This is a genomic window from Pseudomonas baetica (genome assembly GCF_002813455.1).
Taxonomy (GTDB): Bacteria; Pseudomonadota; Gammaproteobacteria; order Pseudomonadales; family Pseudomonadaceae; genus Aquipseudomonas; species Aquipseudomonas baetica.
This window is the reverse complement of record NZ_PHHE01000001.1, coordinates 3,551,821-3,571,644: the sequence shown is the minus strand read 5'-3', so window position 1 is coordinate 3,571,644 and position 19,824 is coordinate 3,551,821. Positions and strand designations below refer to the sequence as shown.

Genomic DNA, 19,824 nt, shown 5'->3' with positions numbered 1-19,824 from the left:
GCATGGTCCTAATTCACCTTCACTTGACCGCTGCCATCCAGGCGCGCGGAAAAACTGACCTGACGCTTGAATCCTTCAACTTCCAGCAGGCCTTCGATACTGAAGGCCAGGCGAAGCTGATCGTGATCACGCGGCAGGGAAATGACACGCACGTTGCTCAGGCGCGGCTCGTAGGCTTCGATGAAGTTTTCGATGGCCAGACGGGCCTGACTCAGGGAGTCGTGCAGGCTCAGGCGCATGTCATTGAGATCGGGCAACCCGTAGTCGGACAGCGTTTGCACGCTGCCGGCCCGGGTGCTGAGCATTTTGGCCAGATGGGCAGCCACAGACGCCATGGCCGAAGCCTCGAGGCTCCTGCCCTTGCGCTGTTCCGCGTCGCCATTGAGGCGTTCGAAAAGACTGCCGTATCCGTCCATGAGTCGCTCTTACTCTTTGTCCAGCTTGCCAACCAGCGACAGGGTGAAATCGGCACCCATGTACTTGAAGTGCGGACGCACGTTCAAGCTCACGCGGTACCAGCCCGGCTCGCCTTCAACGTCGCTGACGATCACTTGCGCAGCGCGCAGCGGACGACGGCCACGCACTTCGGCGCTCGGGTTTTCCTGGTCGGCCACGTACTGACGGATCCACTTGTTGAGTTCCAGCTCGAGGTCGGTACGTTCTTTCCACGAACCGAGTTGCTCGCGCTGCAGCACTTTCAGGTAGTGAGCCAGGCGGTTGACGATCATCATGTACGGCAGTTGGGTACCGAGCTTGTAGTTCAGCTCTGCCGCCTTGCCTTCTGCGCTGATGCCGAAGAACTTCGGCTTCTGCACCGAGCTGGCGGAGAAGAACGCCGCGTTGTCGGAGCCTTTGCGCATGGTCAGGGAGATGAAGCCTTCCTCGGCCAGTTCGTATTCACGACGGTCGGAAACCAGAACTTCAGTAGGAATCTTGGTTTCGATTTCGCCCATGCTTTCGAAATGGTGCAGCGGCAGGTCTTCAACCGCGCCACCGCTCTGTGGGCCGATGATGTTCGGGCACCAGCGGAATTTGGCGAAGCTGTCGGTCAGCTTGGTGCCGAACGCGTAAGCGGTGTTGCCCCACAGGTAGTGCTCGTGGCTGTTGGCAACGGTTTCCTTGTACACGAACGATTTAACCGGGTTTTCTTCCGGATCGTACGGGTTACGCAGCAGGAAACGCGGCACGGTCAGGCCGACATAGCGGGAGTCTTCCGAAGTACGGAAGCTCTGCCATTTGGCGAATTGCGGGCCTTCGAAGTGGTCTTTCAGATCTTTCAGATCCGGCAGGCCGGTGAAGCTTTCCAGACCGAAGAACTTCGGACCAGCCGCAGCAATGAACGGTGCGTGGGACATGCAGGATACGCTAGCCACGTACTGCATCAGTTTCACGTCCGGCGAGCTTGGGGACATGTAGTAGTTGGCGATGATCGCACCAACCGGCTGACCACCGAACTGGCCGTATTCAGCGGTGTAGATGTGCTTGTACAGGCCCGACTGCATCACTTCTGGCGAATCTTCGAAATCGTCCAGCAGGTCTTCTTTGGAGACGTTGAGGATTTCAATCTTGATGTTTTCGCGGAAGTTGGTGCGATCGACCAGCAACTGCAGACCACGCCACGACGATTCCAGAGCCTGGAAGTCCGGGTGGTGCAGGATTTCGTCCATCTGACGGCTGAGCTTGGCATCGATCTCGGCGATCATGCGGTCAACCATGGCCTTCTTGACCGGCTCACCGTTGTTCTGCGGCTTGAGCAGTTCTTCGATGAAGGCCGATACGCCACGCTTGGCGATGTCGTAGGCTTCGTCGTCCGGAGTCAGACGGGTTTCGGCGATGATGCTGTCGAGAATGCTGTATTCGCCGCTGGCGGCGCCTTTCTCTTGTGCTGCGCTAGTGCTCATTGTGTTGGCTTCCTTGGCTTGAGTCTCAGGCGTCCGGGGCTGCGGCGTTCAAGCCCAGCTCACCGAGTACGCGACCGCGGGATTCGTCGTCGGCGAGCACGCCTTCGATGGCTTTACGGAACGCAGGTGCGTTACCCAGCGGGCCTTTGAGGGCCACCAGCGCATCGCGCAGTTCCATCAGTTTTTTCAGCTCAGGCACTTGCTCGACCAGGCTGGCCGGGTTGAAGTCCTTCATCGAATTGACGCGCAGTTGCACAGCCAGCTCGTCGGCCTCGCCATCTTCTTGCAGACGGTTTGGCACGCTCAGCGTCAGACCCAGTTCCTGCTTGGCCAACACTTCGTCGAAGGTCATCTTGTCGATGCTGATCGGCTTGCGATCTTCGATTTTGCGATCGTCCTTGCGGTGGGTGTAGTCACCGATTGCCAGTAGTTTCAGCGGCAGTTCAATCTCTTCCTGAGCACCGCCGGTGGCGGGTTTGAAGGTGACGTTGATGCGTTCCTTGGGGGCTACCGAGCCTTCTTTGGCCATGGCTTTTCTCCTTGCGGTTGTGGCCCTGGGGCCTATTCGAGTACCACTTCGAGATCGAGGTGGCACAGCCTGCGATAAATCTCTTCCTTGCGTTCACGTACGGCATGGTTCTGCGGTAACAACTCGCAGCAGCTATGCAGCAGGTGCAGCACTTCCAATGCAAGATCGGGCTCCCAGGCGTGCAGGCCTGAGTCCTGTAATGTCTGATCGAGGGTTTCGAGCTGGTTCTTGGCCAGTTCGTATTTCTTGGCCATGAAGCACAGCCGGGCGAGCGCGAACTGCCAGAAGAAGCGCTCGCGTCCGCCGTGAGCCGATTGCAGTCCTTGCTTGAGGGTCTGCACGGCAGGCTTCAAACCTTCCTTGCGCAGCAGTGGCAGCACCTCTTCGAGGGCTTTTTCCCAGGCTGGCTGCGTCTGAACGTCTTCGGTTTCGACTTTGCGGGGCGCGCTGGCGCTTTGCAGGTGCGGCATGACATTGCCGGCGATCCACGCCCGGGTGGACGGATCAGCAAACGGCGCGCCGTCATGGAAACGACATTCGATGATGGCGGGCAGGCGCTGAACCAAAAGCGCGAAGTGGATTTCCACTTCGCGCATTGCCAACTCGGCGTTGAGGTTCTGGAGACATTCCCAGACCATTCGCTGGCCATCGAACCAGAACGGCGCCTTCGCCAGGCTCGCCTCCAGTTCCACCAGCAGATCCGCGTATTTGCCCTGATCGAAGCGATCCTGATATTGCTTGAGCTTGTCGACCGGCAAGCCGCGCAGCACGGTGATCTGTTCAGCGTTGCGTTCGGGCACCGCGTCAATGGTCATCCACAGCAGCGTGCGATTGAGGCGCAGGGCGCGCAGGTCGGTGGCTTTCTGCTTGAGCCACCAGGCACACAGCGGCCGCGCGCTGTCCTGCTGGGCGCGCAGTGCCTTGTGGGCGTCTTTTTCGTTGTCGATCGGTGCGCCGGGCGTGAGCAACTGGCTCGCCGCCTGCTTGACCTGCGCCACCGCCGCGCCCACCACGCCGGGGGCTGGCTGGTTGTCGGCGGCGCGCTGGATCATGGTTTTCAGGCGGCGCGAGAGCGGCAGCAGCAGCGGCGCGTCATCACCCAGATGCTCGGTGCAGGCAGCATCGAGGCCAGCCAGATGTTCGGAGAGCTGCCGGAACATCGGCAACTGCTCTTTGATCGCGATGTTTTCAGTGATGACCTGCTCAAGACGCGGCACCAGCCAGCCAATGGCGGCGGCACGGGTACGGGGTTTGAGCGGATGAACGTCGGCCCAGTTGTTTTCCGACAGATGGTGCAACAGGCCGAGGCCGGCCAGCAGCCCGGGGAAGGATTCACGCTGGTACAGCGACCAGGTCAGCCAGGCGCCGACACGCAAATCCTTGGATTGGGTACGCAGGAGATTTTCGCTGTTTTCGCGAATTTTCAGCCAGTCGATCTGCCCGCTTTCGTGCATCGACGAGGCTTTGGCCAGCTCGCTTTCCAGCGCCTCGAATTCGCTCGAAAAACGAACGTCTTCGCCCGCGAAATTCTCTTTGGAAACAGAGACTTTGGCGAGTTCGAGGTAATGGGCGGAAAGTTTGCTTGAGTAGGACATCCATGGCCTTTGATTTGGATAACGTCATGCGCCTATTGGAAGTACAGCGGCGCGGGACAGTATCGAAGAGCAGTGCAGCGGCTCATCCAATTGAGTTGTGCTCTTATAAGTGGGCGCATCGTAATCACTATGATGGCCACTAGCAAGCATCCGATTAAACAACAAGACGAAGTGTTCATTGGGATCTGTAGGAGATCGCCCTATATGTTGCAGGGGATTCCCTGATAGTCATTTATATTCGCCACATTTCTCACTCCCCCGCCAAAACCCTGAGCTAGAGCGCTTCTGCGCGGCGAGACGACATTCTGCCGGACGCCGGCGCCATTAAAGGGCGGCAAGCATGACAAATCTTGAAAAAAATAGAAGTAGGACACTTCCGAAAATACATCGGCCTCTTTGAACAATTCAGCGAAGACAATGACGAACCGCAAAAGTGCCATCAATTTGATGGCAAAGTATTTTTGTGAAACTTTCACAGCCCCGTAAACACTGCACATTCGTGCTAACTCAATAACTTCCGAAGTGGCTTCCTACAGCCCTTTCCTTCAATTCATACAACACCTTACAACCCAGAAGTCTCTGACAAATGACAGAGATACCTCTTACATCAATTTATTTCCCGCGCAGCTAGCGTGCCTTGGTAAATTTTTTATGCGTGGCGATCAGGGACGATCGAGCACCGCGCATCGACTCATTTTGCTTAAGGACAAGCGTATGTTCAGCACGGGCAATTGCGCGCCTTTTACCCTGCAGATTCCCGGAGTTCGCCACGACTTCAAGGTGCTCGCATTTGATGGTGATGAAGCCATCAGCTGCCTGTACGCCATCCGGGTCGAACTGGTCAGTGAACGAGCGGATATCGATCTGGAAGGTCTGCTCAGTCAACCGGCGTTTCTGCAATTCGGGTTTAACAACGAAGGTATTCATGGGCGCATTGAAGATGTGCGGGTGGGTGAAGTCGGGAAGCGTCTGACCCACTATCAATTGACGCTGGTGCCTGCGCTGCACTATTTGCAGTTCAGCCACGACCAGCGGATTTTCCAGAATCTGACGGTCCCGCAGATCATCACTCAGGTACTCCAGCTTCATGGTATCCAGGGCGATGTATTCACCTTCCATGTCAGTACCAGCACGGAACGCGAGTACTGCGTTCAATATGGGCAATCCGACTTTGAGTTCATCCAGCGCCTGTGTGCCGAGGACGGTATTGCGTGGCACCACCAGCACTACGCCGACAGCCATAGGCTGGTTTTCACTGACGATCAGGTGTTTTTCCCATCGCTGGGGACGACGCCCTATCAACAAGGCACTGGCATGGTCGCCGAGCACCCGGTCGTCGAGCGGTTCGCCATGGTTTTCAATACTCGTACCAGTACCGTCACACGCCGTGACTATGACCTGAAGCGCCCCGCACTGTTGCTGGAAAGTCGCTTCACGGCAGAGTTCACCCCCGCGCTGGAAGACTATCGCTATCCCCTCCTGATGGAGAATGAAAAACAGGGTAAGCAGCAGGTGCGCCAGGCGCTGGAGCGACATCGCAGCGACTATCACAGGGTTGAAGGCGAAAGTGATCAGCCGACGCTGCGCAGCGGTTATCTGTTCAACCTGACCGAGCATCCGCGCAAAGACTGCAATGGCCAGTGGTTGCTGGTGAGCCTGCAGCACAGAGGCAAGCAACCGCAATCACTCGAGGAGTCAGCCAGCAGCGACGCCAAACCTGCCGATGGCTTCACTCAGGGCTATCGCAACACTTTCAGCGCCATCCCGGCGGATGTGCTCTACCGCCCTCGACTGCCATCGGCAAAACCGTTGTTGGTCTGCCAGACCGCACGCGTCACCGGCCCGCCCGGACGGGACACGTTTTGCGATAAGCACGGAAGGGTTCGTGTCGAGTTTCCCTGGGATCGGGCAGAACTCGGCAGCGAAAAGAGCAGTTGCTGGATAAGGGTCGCGTCCAGTTGGGCTGGCGAAGGTTTCGGGGCGGTGACTATCCCGCGCATCGGCATGGAAGTGGTCGTGACATTTCAGGAAGGTGATCCGGATCGGCCGCTGATCACCGGGTGCGTGCCCAACAAGGTCACATCCACCGCCTACCCATTGCCCGACAACGAAACCAGAACGGTCTTGCGCACTCAGAGCTCACCGCGCAACGGCGGCTACAACGAATTGTCGATCGAAGACCGTGCCGGGCAGGAGAAAATCTATCTGCGCGCCCAGCGTGACATCGAGCAACTGATCCTCAACGACAGCCGCAGCCTGATCAGACACGACCGCTTCGAGCAGGTGGGCAATGACAGCACCACCCTCATCGAGGGCAAAGCGCTGCGCACCCACCAAGGCGTGCGTAGCACGGTGATCAATGCCGATGATCTGCTGACAGTCAGGGGCACCAGCAGTCAGTCCGTCGATGCACTGGTGATTCAGGCCGGTGAGCAGGCGCATGTAACCGCCAGCAATGTGGTGATTGATGCCGGCATGAGCCTGACGTTGACGGCCGGTGGGCATCACATCGTGATCAACGCTGCGGGGATTTTCAGCAGCGTGCCGATTGTCGAGGGCGGCGCGCCCATGGCGGGCATCACACCGTTGCAGCCATTGCAGGCTGTGGCCAGCCAAACCATCCCCGCCATCGCCACGCCGTTGTCCATCCTCAGCGACGCCCGTCAGCAGGCGGCCGATTTTTGCCCGCTCTGCGAGGCGTGTCTGGCGGGCCAATGCAGCCTTGGAGAAGTCGCATGACGCCGGTCAAACGATGGCTGCACGAGCAGAATCGGGCCGGGCGCGATCTCTATCTGATGCTCGATGTCGACGGCCAGCTGGATGAACGGACTGCACTGCCTGGCGACTTGGGCGTTGAGCGGTATCGCAATCTGTATGCAGGGACGGCCGCAAACGCACTGGCACAGTCGGGGCCGCTGCTGTTTCAGATTGATTCCATTGGTTATCCCGCGATCCAGGCGCTGCTCGACACCCCCGAGCGCAATTGGGGCTGGCTGGCAAGCGCCAGCCACTTTGAACTCGATGCCGTGGCTGCGCACTGGCGCGAACGCGTGATGACCGGTGAGCGGCCAAACCTGGCGATCTACCGCGTGCATGACAACCGCGTGCTCGGTCGCGCGCTGGCCCATCTGCAACCGCAGCAGTACGCCGAACTTCTGGGACCTATGGTCAGCGTCTGTTACTGGTACGACGAACAATGGAGGGTCGCCGACAATCCCGAACCCGGCACGCACCCACTGCCGGCCGATCCGCCATGGCTACAGACCCCGACACCGGAGCTGGTTTACGCCAACGTGCTGTTCGATAACGCCCGGCGCTATCTGGTTGGCGAACACACCGATGCGATGACCAGACTCGCGGAGCAACTGGATGTGGATGACTGGTTGTGGGGGCAAATCCAGCGGACTCGCCTGTGGGGCTGGCAAGCACCGGAGCAAGTGCATTTCTTGCTGACCCAGAGTTTGCAGATGCCAGGGTATCTATTGCCCAAGTCGTGGTTGCCAAAACCTGGAGAAGAGCCGGCGGTGCATTTTGAGCGTGTGTATCAGCAGGTGCTGTATAGGCAGGGGGAGGCCCGTTTATGAGAAGTGCATTTCGATTTCTGGCACTTGGCAGCTGCCTCGCGCTGAGCGTGGGTTGTTCGGCTGTGGGCAAACCGAACACTTTTACTTTTGTTCCGGACTTCCCGCCCAACTTCAAGTACGACCTGACGGCCACCTACGTGCCCTCCAAGGATCAAACATGCTCGGTGCCGGGTGGAAAAGGCACTCAGCTTGGGTTCAATAAAACCAACATGAAATACGAAGGCACATCAGAAATCCCGCTTTACAGAACCGTAAGCGACTGCCCGCTGGCGCTGAATCATGTGGAGATCAAGGTCATCGGCGTTTTTGGCCCGGGACGAAGTGATAGCAGCTATGACTACGCCTCATTTGCCGTGCGCCCGGAGTTGCTGGAACGACAAATGGGTACTTTCAGAAATGACGAGACAGCTGAATTCTTCGGTGAGTGCATGTGGTCCTTCCGCACCGTCGGGCCGAAGCGTTACCTGATCAAACTGCTGACCTGCAAAAAAATGGATGCTCAGGGCAATGTCGGGCGAAGCCGTCCTTCCACGGCGTACACGCTGACTCAGCTTTCAGGAAAAACGGTAATTCTGAAAATCCAATTGTCTGAGCGGGAAAAGCCCGCCTTTGGTGACACTTGGGTAAAAGTGCCCGGCGGCTGGAAGCGTTGCATGGGGAAAGCCTTTGAGGACCAGGATGCGTTCTGCTTCGGCAATTCCAGAGACTTCAGCACATTCAGGATGGTGGACGAACGCATCTGCACCATTTACCCGGGCTGTACGGAAAACAAGGATGCAACACCATGACGGATCAAAAAATACCGTATTCGCGGGTGTATTCCCCACACCTCAAACGAGTCCTTCATTGCCTGACATTGAGCACTTGCCTTGCTTTGACATTGGGTTGCTCGGCTGTAGGAAAACCGAACACATTCACCTTTGTTCCCGATCTTCCGCCCAACTTCAAGTACGACCTGACGGCCACCTACGTGCCCGCCAAGGATCAAACATGCTCGGTGCCGGGTGGAAAAGGTACTCAGCTTGGGTTCAATAAAACCAACATGAAATACGAAGGCACATCAGAAATCCCGCTTTACAGAACCGTGAGCGACTGCCCGCTGGTGCTGAACCATGTGGAGATCAAGGTCATCGGCGTTTTTGGCCCGGGACGCAGTAACAGCAGCTATGACTACGCTTCATTTGCCGTTCGTCCGGAGTTGCTTGAGCGACAAATGGGTACTTTCAGCGATGACGACACAGCTGAGTTTTTCGGTGAGTGTATGTGGTCCTTCCGCACCGTCAGTCCCAAGCGTTACCTCATAAAAATGTTGAGATGCAAAAAAATGGATGCACGGGGCAATGTTGGGCAAAGCCGCCCTTCCACGGCGTACACGCTGACTCAGCTAGCGGGAATAACCGTAAGGCTGAAGATCAAGTTGGCTGATGAAGAAAGGCCCGGCTGGGGTGACACCTGGGTTGAAGTTCCCGGTGGCTGGAAGCGCTGTTTGGGTGAAGGCATGGAAGATCAGCGTGGTTACTGCAATGGAAATTACAAGGACTTCAGCACCTTCAGAATGGTGGATGAGCGCGTTTGCACCATTTACCCCGGCTGCACGGAAAACAAGGATGAGACCCCATGAGCATTGAACCGTTAAATCCGAGCATCGCTGCTTTTATGCAAGGGAACATCCATGCCTGCCCAAGGCGCGGACATTCGACGAGTTTTCAATTAGTGGACGAGTTCGGTGATGGCAAACCCTACACCGGTTTGGCCTACGAGATCATCGATTATGAAGATACCGTCTACACGGGCAAACTGGACGCCACAGGTTCCGGAAAAGTAGATGACCATTACTGTGGCCCAGTGGTACTAAAGCTCAATCAGCCGTTCAACGGAACAGAACCACTCTATAAAGATTTGGGGACAAGAGAGCATTACCCCCTCCCCATCACCGAACTCCAGGTCCGCGCCGAAAAGACCCGCTTCTTCAACAAATCAGGCGTACGCACCCAAGCCAATCCCGCAAAAGACCTCGCCGCCAACGCTGCCTATTACCAGGTTGAAGTGAGCGAACTGGTCAAACATGTGGCGCACTTGCCGCCACTTGCCCATCGTAGTGATCCGCCGAATATGGTGGTTCACAAACTCATGCGATCCGCCCCCAAAACCAGAGCTTTCGCGAAGGGTGATACAAACACCCCGGATAGTGGCGCGAGCGCGCTCTTCAGTCAGGGAGAACTGGCCACGGTCGAGTTAGGTTTTTTTCCGCCGCCGCCCAAGCCCAAAGGCATTGCCCTGCTACCGAACAAGCATCATGTGCTGGAAGTTCGCCCCATGCGGGCGTTGCGCCCGATGTTGTCGACCGGCAACGAATTCTGCGCACTCAACCTCTATCAACTGTCGTTGATAGCGACCCTGAGTTACTCCGACTTTGGACAGGAACCGAACACACAGCCGGTCAAGACAGACAGCGTGAGCTTCCCCTTGCAACCCAGCAGCGGCAACTGGTTCGGCCATGCCCTGCCGCAGTTTGATGAACTGTGGAAAGTCGATGCCGTGCAAACGAAAAAGTACTACCCGCTGTATGAGGAAGTGCCTTACTCGAAACGTCTGGAAGTGGTGCCGTTCGATCCGAAGCTCTACCCCGAAGTGAATGATCCGAACTTGGGGGATGAGCAGGAACATCCAGCCAAACTGCACTTTTTTGATGATCGCAAACAGGTCGACAGCACAGACACCCAAGCCTTCATCACCCATCACGACGAGTTGATATTGATCAGCGTACGCGGAACCAGCGAACTGGGACCCGATGCCATGCGTGATGGAGATGCCTATCAGGTTCCTTTTGAGGAAGGAGAAGGCAAGGTACACCGCGGTTTCTACGGCGGCGCCCAAGCGGTTTACCCGTTTGTGGTGAGTTATCTGGAGCGATTCTACAGCGGGCAAAAACTGCTGATTACCGGACACAGCCTAGGCGGGGCAATTGCACTGATATTGTCCGAGATGCTGCGACGCGATCCACAGTACTTACCGCAGATCGTGCTCTACACCTACGGCGCCCCTCGCGCCGGTGACGCTACCTTCATCAATAGCGCCCAACCGCTGATCCACCATCGCATCGTCAACCAGAACGACCCTGTTCCCAGCGTGCCCACTACCTGGATGAACACCTATGCCAAGCCCAAGCCGATGTATATCGCCAACGGAGCAGTGCTGGTTATTAGTCCGGCTGCCGGTTTTGCCTTGCTTGTGTGGGGAATGACCAACTTTTTTGGCGACGATTACGGCCATCACGGCGCACTGCGCCATTTCATGCCAGTGGTGTTTGGCAAGGAACACCAATCATCCATTCTCTGGCAGCCGGGCTGCAGCATCATCAACGATCACGGCTGCGCTGAAGCCTTGAAAAATATAGATGGCTTACCCAAGCGCGGTTCTTTTCTGAAGCAGCTCTTCGCGGCAGGCTATCACTCGATGGTCGGCAGCTACATCCCCGGCTGCTGGGCAAGCCTACGCCGCTGGCAAGAGGCGCAGCAGCTCAAACGCTCTTTGGTCACACCCCGGGAGTTCGAATGGGTCAGCGGCGCATTGGAAAATATCAGAAAGCAACTGCGTGCCGTTGAGCGCGAGATCCAGGCTCACCCCAGCGCCTATGTCCGCCACGAGGAAAGAAATCACAAGACCACGGTTCTCAACAATGAAATAAACAAGATCAAAACCACCCAGGCTCGACTGGTCGCCTTGCACGGCCAGCGAGTCACCGAAGCCGACGTCTACGGCAGCTATGCCGACCAGCCCGAGTGGGTGCAGGAAAACCTGCTGCGCTGGAACGCGCACCCGGAAAACCTCGTTCAGGAACAACTGGCGATGATTCCGCCAGCCGCCGAAGACCACGATGCCGCCCTCGCCGCGATAACCGGCGGGCATGCTGTTGGCGCCCCGTTTCAGCTGGACATCGATTCGATTGCGTAGTGGCTAAACAACGCGCGGGCAAACCTTGGCTATGCCAGAATCCAGTGCCAAAAGAATCGGCACCCTCTACAAAGGCTGGTAAGGAGCGTCACCTCATGGAATTGAAAGCCATATTTTTCGCAGCACTTATTTGGCTGCCAATCACCCAAGCGTCAGCGGACACCCCGTCACTGGACGGCCATTACTACTTGGTTGGCGCAATGGAAATGGGCGCTGAATTGCTGCTGCGCAAGGACGGCACCTTTGACGCGGGCGTGGCGTATGGGAGTGCCGACGGTTTTGCCAAAGGCACCTGGCGAGTGGACAACCAGACACTGACGCTCAAAAGCGAAACCAAACCTGCGTCCAGCAACGATTTGTCCGCCCTCTTCCAGGATTTGCAACTGGCGATTGAGCCAAATTGCCTGGCCGTGGACTTCGGCAACGGCAAAGCCTGCTTTCGACGTCAGTAACCCGATTTACCGCCACAAAAAAAATGGGCACCCGACTGCAATCGGTGTGCCCATTTTTTTGCGGTTCTCCCCGCTATTCGAGGAGTTCGCCGCAATTAAGGATTAACGCTGTCTTTCAACGACTTGCCTGGCTTGAACGCAACGGTGTTGCTGGCCTTGATTTTCACCGGCTCACCGGTTTGCGGGTTTTTGCCGGTACGGGCGCCGCGGTGGCGTTGCAGGAAGGTGCCGAAGCCCACCAGCGTGACGCTGTCCTTGCGGTGCAGAGCGCCAGTGATTTCTTCGAGAACGGCGTTGAGCACGCGGTTGGCCTGTTCTTTGGTCAGATCTGCTTTTTCAGCGATTGCAGCGGCGAGTTCTGGTTTACGCATTAGTGAAGCCCCTTTGACGGTTTTTTGTTGTTATGTCCGTGCTGTTCTCGTTGGAACAGCGCCCAAGGCGCCGCAGGCTCTACTCTGCGGCAGACGGGAGTGAGAATGGCACGCGGATACCGGCGGCGCCAGTCTCCCCACGACCTTTGTGGGGGCAAAAGCGGGGTGAATCCGACAGAACGACCGGTATTTACGCCAGCAAGGGCGGAAGCTGTTTGTTCAGGGCCAGTTTCTCCATGACGGCCGCCCCAGTCAGGGCATAGCCGAGCAACTGACCATCGGCGCTGTGGCACAAGGCCTTGATGTCGGCGCCCTGCCCTTCGACCGTCCACACGCCTTCGCTGCCGCGTGGCGGTGGCGAAACCACCAGCGGGCAAACCGGAGTCTTCACGGTGATCGGCATCGCGCCGTAGCTGACCACCGTCGGATGGCCGGCCAGGGTTTGTGCAAGCGCTCGCGCACAGCTCATCAGGGGCATTACGTACAGCAAATTCAGCCCATCGACCTCGGCGCAATCGCCCAAGGCGTAGATATTGGCGTGGGATGTCTTGAGATGGCGATCGACTACGACACCGCGATTGACCTGCACGCCGGCAGCCGCGGCCAGATCGATGCGCGGCCGCAGGCCGATGGCCGAGACCACCACATCGCAGGCAATGACCTGACCGTCGGACAGATGCGCTTCCAGGCCGCCGGCGACTTTCTGCAGGCGGGTCAGCACCGGGCCGAGATGGAAGCGCGCACCGAGGCTTTCCAGCCCGGCCTGCACCGCGGCCGCAGCGGCGGGGTGCAGCAACATCGGCATAACCTGCTCGCACGGCGCGACTAATTGCACCTCGTAGCCGCCAAGGATCAGGTCATTGGCAAACTCACAACCGATCAGCCCGGCACCGAGCACCAGCACTCGGCGCTTGCCGGCGGCCGCCGCACGAAAGCGTGCGTAGTCTTCGAGATCGTTGATCGGGAACACCAGATTCGCGCCATCGCCTTCAATCGGCACACGCACGGTTTCCGCACCCCAGGCGAGGATCAGGTCGCGGTAGTACACCGCTTCTTCGCCAATCCACAGGCGCTTGTGGCCAGCGTCGATGCCGCTGATGCGCGTGTGGGTGCGCACTTCGGCTTTCAACTGCTCGGCCATGGCGCCCGGTTCGGCCATGCTCAGGCCATCGGCGTCCTTGTTCTTGCCGAAACCGGTGGAGAGCATCGGCTTGGAGTAAGAGCGACCGTCATCAGCGGTAATCAGCAGCAGCGGGGTTTCGCTATCGAGCTTGCGAAACTCCCGGGCCAGGTTGTAGCCCGCGAGCCCGGTGCCGACGATTACGACAGGTGCGTTCATGCCTTACTCCTTGGGTTTACTCAGTTGATTTCGATCATTTCGAAGTCCATCTTGCCGACGCCGCAGTCCGGGCACAGCCAGTCTTCCGGCACGTCCTGCCACAGGGTGCCCGGCGCGATACCGTCATCCGGCCAGCCGTCGGCTTCGTTATAGATCAGGCCGCAGACGATGCATTGCCACTTTTTCATTCAGGTACTTCCTCAGGATTCAGGCTTTTGTCGGCGCGAACGGTCGATGGGTAGTGCACTGCCATCCGGCTCAGCGCGTTTTGTACTGATGGAGCCGGGCAGATGCAAGCCTGTTCGGCGCAACGGCGCCCCGGTTCAATCAATATCGCGGGCTGCCATGGTAAGCTCGCGGCCTCATTTGCGGCCAATAATGACTCATTGTGCAACATTCAAATTCCGCTCCGGTCCCGCTCTGGCTGACCCAAGGCCAACTGACGCGCCTCCCCGATTCGTCGACCCTCGACTGGTTGTTCGACGAAGGCTCCCTGACTCGCCGCCTGACCCGTCTGTCCAACGATGGCTTCAGCGTCACGCCGCTATTTGAAGGCTGGGACACCTTGCGCGCCGATGAATGCGCCGCACTGGATCTGGCCGAAGGCAGTGAAGGCTGGGTGCGCGAAGTGTATTTACGCGGTCATGGCGAAGCCTGGGTGTTCGCCCGCAGCGTGGCCTCGCGCAGCGCCTTGCAGGGCGACGGTTTGCACATGGATGAGTTGGGTAGTCGTTCGCTGGGCGAACTGCTTTTTTGCGATCACGCCTTCCAGCGCCGCGCCATCGAAGTCTGCCACTACCCCGAAGACTGGCTGCCACAAGCCTCTCGCGTCCCTGAGCTGTGGGGCCGTCGCTCGCGTTTCGACCGTGGCGCACTGAGCGTGCTGGTCGCCGAAATCTTCCTGCCGAGCCTGTGGAGCGCCGTCCGCGCCCACCCGGAGAACTGCTGATGTATCAGAGCCTGCTCAAGTCCCTGAACCGCGTGAACCCGCGTGCCTGGGATTTCATTCAGTTAACCCGCATGGACAAGCCGATCGGCATTTACCTGCTGCTGTGGCCGACGCTGTGGGCGCTTTGGATTGCCGGCAAAGGCTCGCCGTCGCTGGCCAACATCGTGATTTTCGTCCTCGGCGTGGTGCTGACCCGCGCCGGTGGCTGCGTGATCAACGACTGGGCCGACCGCAAGGTCGACGGTCACGTCAAACGTACCGCGCAACGACCACTGGCCAGCGGCAAGATCAGCTCGAAAGAGGCGTTGGTATTCTTCGCGATTCTGATGGGCGTGAGTTTCCTGCTGGTGTTGTGCACCAATGCGCCGACGATCTGGCTGTCGTTGGGTGGCCTGGCGCTGGCGTTCACCTATCCGTTCATGAAGCGCTACACCTATTACCCGCAAGTGGTGCTGGGCGCGGCGTTTTCCTGGGGCATGCCGATGGCGTTCACCGCCGAGACCGGCGAAGTGCCCGCCGCGGCGTGGTTGCTGTGGATCGCCAACCTGCTGTGGACGGTGGGTTACGACACGTATTACGCGATGACTGATCGTGATGACGATTTGAAGATCGGGGTGAAATCCACGGCGATTCTGTTTGGCGAGGCGGATCGGGTGATCATTTTGACCTTGCAGGCGCTGTCGTTGGGCTGTCTGTTGCTGGCGGGGTCGAAGTTCGAGCTGGGGATCTGGTTCCATCTCGGTCTGCTGGTGGCCGCCGGTTGTTACGCGTGGGAGTTCTGGTACACCCGCAGTAAGGACCGGATGCGTTGCTTCCAGGCGTTTTTGCACAACCACTGGGCCGGGTTGGCGATTTTTGTCGGGATTGTGCTGGATTACGCGTTGCGCTGAGCCACAAAACCTGTGGGAGCGAGCCTGCTCGCGAAGGCGTCGGGTCAGTCAACAAATGGGTTACTGACACACCGCTTTCGCGAGCAGGCTCGCTCCCACAGGGGTTTTGCAGTTATTTCTGTGACATGTGGACGACGTGCCACACATCCTTCATGCCATCGCCCTTCATTTCTCCAGGCTTTTCATCCTTCACGAACGTGTACAGCGGCTTGCCATCGTAGGCGTACTGCATCATGCCGTCATCGCGCTTGATTACACTCCATTTGCCTTCAGCCTTGGCGTCAGCTGGCGCCATCATCGGAGGCCAGTTCTTGGCGCAGTCGCCGTTGCACATCGACTTGCCGCCAGCGTCCTTGTCGAACGTGTAAACGGTCATGCCTTTGTGATCGACCATCATGCCGTCTTTCATCATGGCCGGTTCGGCGGCCATCGCCAGACCGGGCAGAGCGAGGGCGGCAGCCATCAGCAGAGCCTTAAGGGAAACAGTCATTTGAGTCATGGAAACCTTCAGTTGTGGTTGTCAGGATTCGGACTTAAAGCTTAGTTCAGGATCCCTCCCACCGTCGGGCGACTAAAATACTGTCACACGACTGCAATAATTCCGTTATCTAATGCGGCGCAAGACAGTTAAATGACAAGAGGATTAAGGCATGGTTGGCAGGAGCATTCTGATCGTCGACGACGAAGCGCCCATTCGCGAAATGATCGCCGTTGCGTTGGAAATGGCCGGCTATGACTGCCTCGAGGCGGAGAACTCGCAGCAGGCACACGCCATCATCGTCGACCGTAAACCGGATCTGATCCTGCTCGACTGGATGCTGCCCGGCACCTCCGGCATCGAGCTGGCCCGCCGTCTGAAGCGTGACGAGCTGACCGGGGACATCCCGATCATCATGCTCACCGCCAAGGGCGAAGAGGACAACAAGATCCAGGGTCTGGAAGTCGGCGCTGACGACTACATCACCAAACCGTTTTCCCCACGTGAGCTGGTTGCACGCCTCAAAGCCGTGCTGCGTCGCGCCGGCCCGACCGATGGCGAAGCGCCGATTGAAGTCGGCGGTCTGCTGCTCGACCCGATCAGCCACCGCGTGACCATCGACGGTAAGCCTGCCGAGATGGGCCCGACCGAATACCGTCTGCTGCAATTTTTCATGACTCACCAGGAACGCGCCTACACCCGTGGCCAGTTGCTGGATCAGGTCTGGGGCGGCAATGTCTACGTTGAAGAGCGTACCGTCGACGTGCACATCCGACGCCTGCGCAAGGCGCTCGGCGACGCCTACGAAAATCTGGTACAAACCGTGCGCGGCACTGGCTATCGGTTTTCCACCAAGGCCTGAGCCGACCGCCAGACTCGCTGACAAGGATCGTATTTCCCGTGAATCAAAACTGGCATGGCACCCTGATTCGCCACATGCTGTTGCTGGTCACCGCCTGCCTGGTGATCGGCCTGATCACCGGCTATTACGGCTGGAGCCTCGCGGCAGGTCTGGGTATTTACCTGGCCTGGACGCTCAAGCAACTGCTGCGTCTGCACGAATGGCTGCGCCAGCACCAACCCGATGAAGCACCGCCCGATGGCTATGGCCTGTGGGGCGAAGTGTTCGACAGCATCTACCATCTGCAACGCCGCGACCAACGTGTGCGCGGACGCCTGCAAGCGGTGATCGACCGGGTGCAGGAATCCACCGCTGCGCTGAAAGACGCGGTGATCATGCTCGACAGCGACGGCAATCTGGAATGGTGGAACCGCGCCGCCGAAACCCTGCTCGGCCTCAAGACCCCGCAGGACAGCGGCCAGCCAGTGACCAACCTGGTGCGACATCCGCGTTTCAAGGAGTATTTCGAGCAGGAAAGCTACGCCGAACCGCTGGAAATCCCCTCACCGACCAATGATCGCGTGCGCATCCAGCTGTACCTGACCCGCTACGGCAACAATGAACACTTGATGCTGGTGCGCGATGTCACGCGCATTCATCAGCTGGAACAGATGCGCAAAGACTTCATCGCCAACGTCTCCCACGAATTGCGCACGCCGCTGACGGTGATCTGCGGCTATCTGGAAACCCTGCTCGATAACGTCGAGGAGGTGAATCCACGCTGGAGCCGTGCCCTGCAGCAGATGCAGCAACAGGGCGGCCGCATGCAGACGCTGCTCAACGACCTGCTGTTGTTGGCGAAACTGGAAGCCACCGATTACCCGTCGGACAACCAGCCGATACAGATCGACACGCTGCTGCAATCGATCAAGAGCGATGCGCAGCAATTGTCCGGATCGAAAAACCAGCGCATTACCCTCGAAGCCGACGCCAGCCTGCTGCTCAAGGGCAGCGAGGCAGAACTGCGCAGTGCGTTCTCCAATCTGGTGTTCAATGCGGTGAAGTACACACCGGCCGAGGGCAATATCCGCATTCGCTGGTGGGGCGATGAGCAAGGCGCGCACCTGAGCGTGCAGGATTCCGGGATCGGCATCGACAGCAAACACCTGCCGCGCCTGACCGAACGGTTTTACCGTGTCGACTCCAGCCGTAACTCCAACACCGGCGGCACCGGCCTGGGCCTGGCCATCGTCAAACACGTGTTGCTGCGCCACCGCGCACGCATGGAAATCAGCAGCGTGCCCGGCCACGGCAGCACGTTCACCTGCCATTTCGCCCCCGCTCAGGTGGCTCACGCACGGGCGATCAGCGCCGCCGAGTGATACCGGCCAGCACGCGCCACTAGGCAATCGCCCTGTCAGCCGCTACATTGGCGCACTTGCGTCTGCCTTTCAGGCGCGACTTTTTCTCTCTTACGAATCACACGGAACCCGCAAAACTCCATCATGGACCCTTCCCCTGGCTTGTCCCTCGCTACAATTTTCGCCGATTTCGGCATGATCCTTTTTGCTCTGATCCTGGTTTTGCTCAACGGCTTCTTCGTTGCGGCGGAATTCGCCATGGTCAAACTGCGCTCGACCCGGGTCGAGGCCATCGCTGATCAGAACGGCTGGCGCGGGCATATCCTGCGCACCGTACACAGTCAGCTCGATGCGTACCTCTCGGCGTGTCAGCTCGGTATCACCCTCGCCTCCCTTGGTCTGGGCTGGGTCGGTGAGCCGGCGTTTGCGCACATTCTCGAGCCATTGCTGGAAAGCGTTGGCGTGCAGTCGCCTGAAGTGATCAAAGGCGTGTCGTTCTTCGCCGCGTTCTTCGTCATTTCGTATCTGCACATCGTCGTCGGTGAGCTGGCGCCCAAGTCGTGGGCGATCCGCAAACCCGAGTTGCTGTCGCTGTGGACGGCGGTGCCGCTGTACCTGTTCTACTGGGCGATGTACCCGGCGATCTACCTGCTTAACGCCAGCGCCAACGCGATTTTGCGTATCGCAGGGCAAGGTGAACCCGGCCCGCACCACGAACACCATTACAGCCGCGAAGAACTGAAACTGATTCTGCACTCCAGCCGTGGCCAGGATCCGAGCGACCAAGGCATGCGCGTATTGGCCTCGGCCGTGGAAATGGGTGAGCTGGAAGTGGTCGACTGGGCCAACTCCCGGGAAGACCTGATCACCCTCGAATTCAACGCCCCGCTGAAAGAAATCCTGGCGATGTTCCGTCGCCACAAGTTCAGCCGTTATCCGGTGTACGACAGCGACCGCCAGGAGTTCGTCGGCCTGCTGCACATCAAGGACCTGCTGCTGGAGCTGGCAGCGCTGGATCACATTCCCGAGTCGTTCAACCTGGCTGAACTGACCCGTCCGCTGGAGCGCGTGTCACGGCACATGCCGCTGTCGCAGCTGCTGGAGCAGTTCCGCAAGGGCGGCTCGCACTTCGCCGTGGTCGAGGAGGCTGACGGCAACATCATCGGCTACCTGACCATGGAAGACGTGCTGGAAGTGCTGGTCGGCGATATTCAGGACGAACACCGCAAGGCAGAGCGCGGCATCCTTGCCTATCAGCCAGGCAAGTTGCTGGTACGTGGCGATACACCGCTGTTCAAGGTTGAGCGCCTGCTGGGCATTGACCTCGACCACATCGAAGCCGAAACCCTCGCCGGGCTGGTCTACGAAACCCTGAAACGGGTGCCGGAAGAGGAAGAAGTGCTGGAAGTCGAAGGCCTGCGGATCATCATCAAGAAGATGAAAGGGCCGAAGATTGTGCTGGCCAAGGTGTTGATGCTGGATTGATCGGTTGATCCGGCACCGCGCCGATCTCTTCGCGAGCAGGCTCGCTCCCACTCTGCAATGCATTTCAATGTGGGAGCGAGCCTGCTCGCGAAGGC

General features: G+C 58.5%; 19 protein-coding genes. 11 read left to right on the top strand and 8 right to left on the bottom strand.

The window, feature by feature from the left end; genetic code table 11:
- Positions 1-8 precede the first annotated feature (8 nt).
- From tssE to tssA, 4 genes are read right to left on the bottom strand one after another with little or no spacing between them, the layout of a single operon-like run.
- Positions 9-416, bottom strand: coding sequence for a type VI secretion system baseplate subunit TssE (tssE, locus tag ATI02_RS16205; RefSeq protein ID WP_095187879.1), 408 nt, complete (start codon positions 414-416; stop codon positions 9-11).
- A 9-nt stretch (positions 417-425) separates the two neighbouring features.
- Positions 426-1,901, bottom strand: a complete 1,476-nt coding sequence (gene tssC, locus ATI02_RS16200) for a type VI secretion system contractile sheath large subunit (protein ID WP_095187878.1) — start codon at positions 1,899-1,901, stop codon at positions 426-428.
- Positions 1,902-1,926: 25 nt separating this feature from the next.
- Positions 1,927-2,430, bottom strand: a complete 504-nt coding sequence (gene tssB / locus ATI02_RS16195; protein WP_003229587.1) for a type VI secretion system contractile sheath small subunit — start codon at positions 2,428-2,430, stop codon at positions 1,927-1,929.
- Between the two features lie 32 nt (positions 2,431-2,462).
- A complete protein-coding gene (tssA, locus tag ATI02_RS16190) occupies positions 2,463-4,025 on the bottom strand; it encodes a type VI secretion system protein TssA (protein ID WP_100846790.1) in 1,563 nt (520 codons plus the stop codon).
- A 714-nt stretch (positions 4,026-4,739) separates the two neighbouring features.
- Here tssA and ATI02_RS16180 point away from each other — a divergent pair.
- The 6 genes from ATI02_RS16180 to ATI02_RS16155 all read left to right on the top strand — a co-directional run bounded on the left by ATI02_RS16180 (position 4,740) and on the right by ATI02_RS16155 (position 12,015).
- Positions 4,740-6,764, top strand: coding sequence for a type VI secretion system tip protein TssI/VgrG (locus ATI02_RS16180; protein WP_100846788.1), 2,025 nt, complete (start codon positions 4,740-4,742; stop codon positions 6,762-6,764).
- Positions 6,761-7,609 (top strand): DUF4123 domain-containing protein, encoded by an 849-nt coding sequence (locus ATI02_RS16175; protein ID WP_100846787.1) that lies wholly within the window; start codon positions 6,761-6,763, stop codon positions 7,607-7,609. The genes ATI02_RS16180 and ATI02_RS16175 overlap by 4 nt, the downstream gene beginning before the upstream one ends.
- Entirely contained in the window at positions 7,606-8,397 is a 792-nt protein-coding gene (locus ATI02_RS16170) for a hypothetical protein (RefSeq protein ID WP_100846786.1), read from the top strand. The genes ATI02_RS16175 and ATI02_RS16170 overlap by 4 nt, the downstream gene beginning before the upstream one ends.
- Positions 8,394-9,230, top strand: a complete 837-nt coding sequence (locus ATI02_RS16165; protein ID WP_238156317.1) for a hypothetical protein — start codon at positions 8,394-8,396, stop codon at positions 9,228-9,230. Before ATI02_RS16170 ends, ATI02_RS16165 begins: the two co-directional genes overlap by 4 nt.
- Positions 9,227-11,563 (top strand): lipase family protein, encoded by a 2,337-nt coding sequence (locus ATI02_RS16160; RefSeq protein WP_100846785.1) that lies wholly within the window; start codon positions 9,227-9,229, stop codon positions 11,561-11,563. The genes ATI02_RS16165 and ATI02_RS16160 overlap by 4 nt, the downstream gene beginning before the upstream one ends.
- A 95-nt stretch (positions 11,564-11,658) precedes the next feature.
- Positions 11,659-12,015, top strand: a complete 357-nt coding sequence (locus ATI02_RS16155) for a hypothetical protein (RefSeq protein ID WP_100846784.1) — start codon at positions 11,659-11,661, stop codon at positions 12,013-12,015.
- Positions 12,016-12,110: 95 nt separating this feature from the next.
- On the opposite strand, the gene ATI02_RS16150 is transcribed toward ATI02_RS16155, so the two are convergent.
- From ATI02_RS16150 to ATI02_RS16140, 3 genes are all read right to left on the bottom strand, one after another.
- Positions 12,111-12,386: an HU family DNA-binding protein gene (locus ATI02_RS16150; protein WP_003213368.1), complete on the bottom strand. Its 276-nt coding sequence runs from the start codon at positions 12,384-12,386 to the stop codon at positions 12,111-12,113.
- Positions 12,387-12,576: 190 nt separating this feature from the next.
- Positions 12,577-13,725 carry an NAD(P)/FAD-dependent oxidoreductase gene (locus ATI02_RS16145; RefSeq protein ID WP_100846783.1) on the bottom strand — a complete coding sequence of 383 codons (1,149 nt, stop codon included), beginning with the start codon at positions 13,723-13,725 and terminating at the stop codon, positions 12,577-12,579.
- Between the two features lie 20 nt (positions 13,726-13,745).
- On the bottom strand, positions 13,746-13,913 hold the full coding sequence (locus ATI02_RS16140) for a rubredoxin (RefSeq protein ID WP_003437744.1): 168 nt from the start codon (positions 13,911-13,913) through the stop codon (positions 13,746-13,748).
- A gap of 200 nt (positions 13,914-14,113) precedes the next feature.
- Between ATI02_RS16140 and ATI02_RS16135 the strand changes: the two genes are divergently transcribed.
- The gene (locus ATI02_RS16135; protein ID WP_095187868.1) at positions 14,114-14,674 is read left to right on the top strand and encodes a chorismate--pyruvate lyase family protein; all 561 of its coding nucleotides are present in this window, start codon (positions 14,114-14,116) and stop codon (positions 14,672-14,674) included.
- Positions 14,674-15,564: a 4-hydroxybenzoate octaprenyltransferase gene (gene ubiA, locus ATI02_RS16130; RefSeq protein WP_095187867.1), complete on the top strand. Its 891-nt coding sequence runs from the start codon at positions 14,674-14,676 to the stop codon at positions 15,562-15,564. The genes ATI02_RS16135 and ubiA overlap by 1 nt, the downstream gene beginning before the upstream one ends.
- Positions 15,565-15,676: 112 nt before the next feature.
- On the opposite strand, the gene ATI02_RS16125 is transcribed toward ubiA, so the two are convergent.
- Positions 15,677-16,063 carry a COG4315 family predicted lipoprotein gene (locus ATI02_RS16125; RefSeq protein ID WP_100846782.1) on the bottom strand — a complete coding sequence of 129 codons (387 nt, stop codon included), beginning with the start codon at positions 16,061-16,063 and terminating at the stop codon, positions 15,677-15,679.
- A 151-nt stretch (positions 16,064-16,214) separates the two neighbouring features.
- Between ATI02_RS16125 and phoB the strand changes: the two genes are divergently transcribed.
- The 3 genes from phoB (at position 16,215) to ATI02_RS16110 (ending at position 19,729) form a co-directional block, all read left to right on the top strand.
- On the top strand, positions 16,215-16,904 hold the full coding sequence (gene phoB, locus ATI02_RS16120) for a phosphate regulon transcriptional regulator PhoB (protein WP_007896474.1): 690 nt from the start codon (positions 16,215-16,217) through the stop codon (positions 16,902-16,904).
- Positions 16,905-16,978: 74 nt separating this feature from the next.
- Positions 16,979-18,265 carry a phosphate regulon sensor histidine kinase PhoR gene (phoR, locus tag ATI02_RS16115; RefSeq protein WP_371857613.1) on the top strand — a complete coding sequence of 429 codons (1,287 nt, stop codon included), beginning with the start codon at positions 16,979-16,981 and terminating at the stop codon, positions 18,263-18,265.
- A 123-nt stretch (positions 18,266-18,388) separates the two neighbouring features.
- On the top strand, positions 18,389-19,729 hold the full coding sequence (locus ATI02_RS16110; RefSeq protein ID WP_100846781.1) for a hemolysin family protein: 1,341 nt from the start codon (positions 18,389-18,391) through the stop codon (positions 19,727-19,729).
- Positions 19,730-19,824 lie beyond the last annotated feature (95 nt).